The organism is Methylobacterium trifolii (assembly GCF_022179685.1).
In the GTDB taxonomy this organism is placed as follows: domain Bacteria; phylum Pseudomonadota; class Alphaproteobacteria; order Rhizobiales; family Beijerinckiaceae; genus Methylobacterium; species Methylobacterium trifolii.
Genome location: NZ_BPRB01000043.1, coordinates 1 through 5,682, shown reverse-complemented (window position 1 = coordinate 5,682; position 5,682 = coordinate 1). Strand labels below are relative to the sequence as shown.

The 5,682-nt window shown below is 70.9% G+C and carries 6 protein-coding genes; all 6 read left to right on the top strand.

The genetic code is table 11. The features are described from left to right. Positions 1 to 1,352: ATP-binding response regulator (locus COGEMETH_RS03690; RefSeq protein ID WP_238181274.1), on the top strand; the 1,352-nt coding region annotated here is incomplete at its 5' end. A gap of 37 nt (positions 1,353 to 1,389) precedes the next feature. Further along, positions 1,390 to 1,881 carry a chemotaxis protein CheW gene (locus COGEMETH_RS03685; protein WP_238181275.1) on the top strand — a complete coding sequence of 164 codons (492 nt, stop codon included), beginning with the start codon at positions 1,390 to 1,392 and terminating at the stop codon, positions 1,879 to 1,881. Between the two features lie 17 nt (positions 1,882 to 1,898). After that, a complete protein-coding gene (locus COGEMETH_RS03680; RefSeq protein ID WP_238181273.1) occupies positions 1,899 to 2,294 on the top strand; it encodes a response regulator in 396 nt (131 codons plus the stop codon). Positions 2,295 to 2,384: 90 nt separating this feature from the next. Next, the gene (gene cheB / locus COGEMETH_RS03675; RefSeq protein ID WP_238181272.1) at positions 2,385 to 3,569 is read left to right on the top strand and encodes a chemotaxis-specific protein-glutamate methyltransferase CheB; all 1,185 of its coding nucleotides are present in this window, start codon (positions 2,385 to 2,387) and stop codon (positions 3,567 to 3,569) included. After that, a complete protein-coding gene (locus tag COGEMETH_RS03670; protein ID WP_238181271.1) occupies positions 3,566 to 4,435 on the top strand; it encodes a CheR family methyltransferase in 870 nt (289 codons plus the stop codon). The genes cheB and COGEMETH_RS03670 overlap by 4 nt, the downstream gene beginning before the upstream one ends. Positions 4,436 to 4,526: 91 nt before the next feature. Then, on the top strand, positions 4,527 to 5,342 hold the full coding sequence (locus COGEMETH_RS03665; protein ID WP_238181270.1) for a phytanoyl-CoA dioxygenase family protein: 816 nt from the start codon (positions 4,527 to 4,529) through the stop codon (positions 5,340 to 5,342). Positions 5,343 to 5,682: the final 340 nt, after the last annotated feature.

Below are 5,682 nucleotides of genomic sequence, written 5' to 3'. Positions count from 1 at the left end.
CCGGCTCTGCCCGGCCCGCACGATCAGGGCGGGCCGGGCAGAGCCGGTTCGCGGTGCCGCAGGTGGCGGTGCTGGAACTGGTCCGGGTCGGCAAGGACGGCCCGCAGAAGGTCGAGCACATCAACGGCTCGCCGGTCCTGCGCCTGCGCGAGCGGCTCCTGCCGATCGTGACGCTCACCGGCGTGCTCGGACAGGGGAATGCGGAGGCCGAGACCGGCTTCGTGGTGGTGGCCCAGGTCGGCCGCCAGCGCTTCGGCATCCTCGTGGACGAGGTCTTCCACACGGAAGAGATCGTGGTGAAGCCGATGTCGGCCAAGCTCCGGCACATCCCGCTGTTTGCCGGCAACACGATCCTGGGCGACGGCGCCGTGGTGCTGATCGTCGATCCCAACGGCGTCGCCCGGCAGGTCAGCCAGGGCACGCAAGGGGGGGGCATCCCCGCCGAGATCGACACCGAGGAGGCCGATGCCGCGGACGCGAAGTCGACGCTCCTGGTGTTCAAGGGCGGCCGCAACAGCTTCAAGGCCGTGCCCCTCTCCCTGGTCACGCGCCTGGAGGAGATCGACGCGAGCAAGGTCGAGTGGCTCGGCGGGCGTCCGCTGATCCAGTACCGCGGCCGGCTGATGCCGCTCGTGCCGGCCGACGACGCCATCGTGATCCGCTCCGAGGGCATGCAGGCCCTGGTGGTGTTCTCCGACGGCGAGCGGGCGATGGGCCTCGTCGTGGACGAGATCGTGGACATCGTCGAGGAGCGCCTCGACATCGAGATCGCGGCCGAGCGCTCGGACCTGATCGGGTCGGCGGTGCTGCGGGGCCGGGCGACCGACATCATCAACATCGCCCACTTCCTGCCGCTGGCCTACGACGACTGGGCCCGCGGGACCAAGAAGCCGGCCGCCCGGGCCTCGACCGTGCTGCTGGTGGACGATTCCGCCTTCTTCCGCGACATGCTGACCCCCGTGCTCAAGGCGGCCGGTTACGCCGTCCTCAGCGCCGGGAGCGCCGAGCAGGCTCTCTCGGTCCTCCAGTCCGAGGCGCGGGTCGACGTCGTCGTCACCGACCTGGAGATGCCGGGCCGCTCCGGCCTCGACCTGGTGGCCGCCATGCGCGGGGCCGACCGGCGGCTGGCGGACCTGCCCGTGATCGGTCTCACCGGCACGGTCGGGGCCGAGATGGTGGCCAAGGCCCGCCAGCTCGCCATCAGCGACCTCGTGGCGAAGTTCGACCGCAGCGGCCTGGTCGCCGCGCTCTCCGAGATCGAGGCGCCCAAGGTCGAGGCATCCAAGATGGAGGCATCCAAGGTCGAGGCGGCTCGGGCCGCCTCCGCCCTCGCCCCCGCCAAAGCCGCCTGATCCCGCACGACGAAAGACAGACTGGAAACCCGCCATGATGCAGGCTGCCAACAGCAACGGCGCGTCCGGCGAGGCCGGGGCGACCCGCGACTTCGTCACCGTCTTCGTCGGCGAGACCATGTTCGGCCTCGCCATCGACCGGGTGCACGACGTGTTCGTGCCCGCCGGCGTCACCCCGGTGCCGCTCTCCCCCCCGGAGATCGTCGGCCTGCTCAACCTGCGCGGGCGCGTCGTCACCGCCCTGTGCCTGCGCCGCCGCCTCGGCCTTCCGGCCGCGGACGCGACGGGGGCGGGGATGGCCATCGGCCTGGAGCAGGGCGGCGAGACCTTCGCCCTGGTCGTGGACGGGGTCGGCGAGGTGCTCAAGCTCGGCGCCGACACCCACGAGCCGGTGCCGATCAACCTCGATGCCCGCTGGCGCGACCTGGCGCTGGGCATCCACCGCCTCGACGGGCGCCTCCTCGTCGTCCTCGACGTGGATGCCCTCCTCGTCCTGAGCCACGACCGCGCCGGCGCCAGCGCCGCCTGATACGGGAAACAGACGCGATGACGCTCCCCACCGAGAAGACCTGCCTCGTCGTCGACGATTCCGCCGTGATCCGGAAGGTCGCACGCCGCATCATCGAGACCCTCGGCTTCACCGTCTCGGAGGCCGAGGACGGCAACGAGGCCCTCAAGGTCTGCGCCGCGGCCATGCCGGAGGTGATCCTGCTCGACTGGACCATGCCGAACATGGACGGCTACGCCTTCCTCCAGGCCCTGCGGCAGGCACCGGGCGGCACCGCGCCCAAGATCCTGTTCTGCACCACCGAGAACGACGTGGGCGCCATCGCCCGGGCGCTGCGGGCAGGCGCCGACGAGTACATCATGAAGCCCTTCGACCGGGACATCCTGACGGCCAAGCTCGAGCAGGTCGGCGTCGTCCACGCCGACGCGGCCTGAGGCCGTCCCCGGACTCCCCGAGCATCCTGCTGCCGGTGCGGTCCGGGCAGACCGACCCCGTCATCGACCCGTCACGCAAGGCGCACGACGATGCTGACAACCCCCACGGCCCTCACCCGCCCGCCCCTCCGGCCCGCTCTCCCGGCGCAGACGGCCCCGGCCCAGATCCGGGTGCTGATCGCCGACGATTCGGCGGTGGTGCGCGGCCTCGTCGCCCGCTGGATCGGCGAGGCCGGCTTCACCGTGGTCGGCACCGCCTCCAACGGCCGCATCGCCCTGGAGATGCTGGCCAAGCAGGACCCCGACGTGGTCCTCCTCGACATCGACATGCCCGAACTCGACGGGACCGAGGCGCTGCCGCGGATGCTGGCCGCGAGCCCCGGCCTCCAGGTCGTGATGATGTCGACGCTGACCACCCGCAACGCCGACATCTCCCTGAAATGCCTGGCGCTCGGCGCCGTGGACTACCTCGCCAAGCCCGAGAGCAACCGCGGCGTCACCACCTCGGACGCGTTCCGGGCCGACCTCGTGGAGCGGGTGCGCCTGTTCGGGGCCGCCCGCGCCCGCAACCGCAGGCCGGCCCCGGCCGGGCAGACCGGGCTGCCGGCGGCCGCGCCTGCGGCCCCACCGCCCCCGCGGGCGGCGGCCACCTTCTCCCTGCGTCCGAAGGCCCGCAGCATAGGCGCCCCCCGCGTGCTGCTGGTCGGCGCCTCGACCGGCGGTCCGCGGGCGGTGGGCGACATGCTGGAGGGCATCGGCGCGGCCACCCTGCGCCGCCTGCCGATCCTGATCGTGCAGCACATGCCGCCGATCTTCACCGCCGTCTTCGCCGAGCACCTGGCCACCCGCACCGGCCTTCCCGCGGCCGAGGGCAAGGCCGACGAGCGCCTCCAGCCCGGCCGGATCTACGTGGCGCCGGGCGGGCGCCACATGGGGCTGGCCGCAGGCCCCGGCCGCGAGCCGGTGATCCGCCTCGACGACGGGCCGCAGGTGAACTTCTGCCGCCCGGCCGTCGACGTGCTGTTCAAGGACGCCGCCGCCCTGTTCGGGGCGGCCACCGTGTCGGTGATCCTCACCGGCATGGGCTCGGACGGCACCCACGGCGCCCGCGCCCTGGTGGAGGCCGGCGGCCCGCTGCTGGCCCAGGACGAGGCGACCAGCACGGTCTGGGGCATGCCCGGCAGCGTCGCCAAGGCCGGCCTCGCCCAAGGGGTCCTGCCCCTGGCCGAGATCGGCCCGGCCCTGCGCAGCCTGATCACCGGTGGCGGCGCATGACCGAGCTCGATTTCGACTACCTGCGCGCCTACCTCAAGCAGCGCTCCGGCCTCGCCCTCACGGCCGAGAAGCGCTACCTCGTGGAGAGCCGGCTGACGCCGGTCTGCCGCCGCTTCGGGCAGGCCAGCCTGCGCGACCTCGTCGGCGCCCTCAAGATCTCCCGCGACACCGCCATGGAGCGGGCGGTGGTCGAGGCGATGACCACCAACGAGACCTTCTTCTTCCGCGACCGGCTGCCCTTCGACCTGTTCCGCGACGTGCTGCTGCCGCAGGCGATGGCGCAGGCGGCCGGCCGGCGGCGCCTGCGGATCTGGTGCGCGGCCTCCTCCACCGGCCAGGAGCCCTATTCTCTGGCGATCCTGCTGCAGGAGGCGGCCGCCAAGCTCGCCGGCTGGCACGTGGAGATCGTGGCCACCGACCTGTCGACGGAGGTGATCGAGAAGGCGCGGCTCGGCCTCTACAGCCAGTTCGAGGTCCAGCGCGGCCTGCCCGTGCAGTGGCTGCTCAAGTACTTCACCCAGATCGGCGAGCAGTGGCAGATCGGCGCCTCGCTGCGGTCGATGGTGGATTACCGCCAGATCAACCTGCTCAACGGCTTCGAGGCGCTGGGCACCTTCGACGTGATCTACTGCCGCAACGTGCTGATCTACTTCGACGCGCCGACCAAGGCCGACATCCTCAACCGGCTGGCGGCCAGCCTCGCGCCGGACGGGGCGTTGCTCCTGGGCGCGGCCGAGACCGTGATCGGCCTGACCGACCGCCTGAGCCCGCACCCCATCCATCGCGGCCTCTACGGACATCCCGTGGCGGCCGGCCGCGCGGCCCCACCCATGACCCTGCCCCTGCGCGCGGTTGCAGCGCGCTAGGGGCCCCCTGTTGCCGCCCCGCTGTTGACAACCCGGACGCTCCTGCAATCAGATCGCGCCGCGCGACCGATTTCAGACGTGGCCCGGACCGATGCTCAACCTGTTCAAGCCCAAGGCCCTCGACCGGGCGCAGAAGCGCTTCTGGGACGACAACGGCTATCTGATCCTGCCCGGCTTCTTCGATGCGGAGACGGTGGCGGCCGTCAACGCCGAGGTCGCCAACGTCGTCACGGACCGCACCGCCTATCCGAAGGTGACGGCCGACATCATCGCCGGCGACCTCGCCGGCCGGCGCATGAAGATCGCCGACGTGCCGGACCGGGCCTTCTCGGGGCCGATCAAGATCAACGACCTGTTCATGGATTCGGAGGTCGTGACGGCCTGCACCCTCAGCGACCGGATCACCCGCGTCCTCAAGGAACTGCTCGACGGCGACCCGCTGATCTGCAACTCCCTGAATTTCATCTACGGCAGCGGGCAGCCGGCCCATTACGACAGCTGGTTCATGCCGCCGATCGCCAAGGACCGCATGGCGGTGGTCTCGATCTGCCTGGACCAGTACACCGACGAGAACGGCCCCCTGTTCGTCTATCCCGGCAGCCACAAGATCGCCCCTTACGTCTTCCCGCACGGGGGCATCGCGGCGCTCGGCTCCGACCTCGGCCCGGCCAACGCCTACGTCGCGGACACGACGCGGGAGATCGAGCCGGTGTACTTCTACGGCCGCCCCGGCGACGTGCTGATCTGGCACAGCCAGCTGCTGCATGGCGGCGCGGCGATCAAGGACCCGACCCGGACCCGCCGCAGCCTGGTGACGCATTACTGGCGCGCCCGCGACGTGCCCCAGGACCAGCGGGTCAAGATGACGGCGGGCGGCTACATCCTGAAGCGCGACCACCACGTCTAGGAGAGGGCATCGGCCGCCTCGCACCCGTGTCGCGGGTATGAAATGGGTGGGTTTGCGCCGGTCCGCTTCGGGGCGGCAACGCGAGGAAGCGGATGTCGCCGCCCCGCCCGCTTCCGACCCATCGCAGGCTCTGGGAAGGTCCGCTTCGCGGTACCTTGATGGATGATGACCTACAGCAGGATTGGGTGGATAGCGGTCCGTCCGCTGTCAGGAAAGCAAGGGACTACGCGGACATTCTGGGTACGTTATGAAGTGCCCAGAGGAAGAAAAAACTCAAGAATTTCTTCGATATCCAATCGCCCACGCGATGCGGTCAATCCATGCTAGTGCACTGACGCAT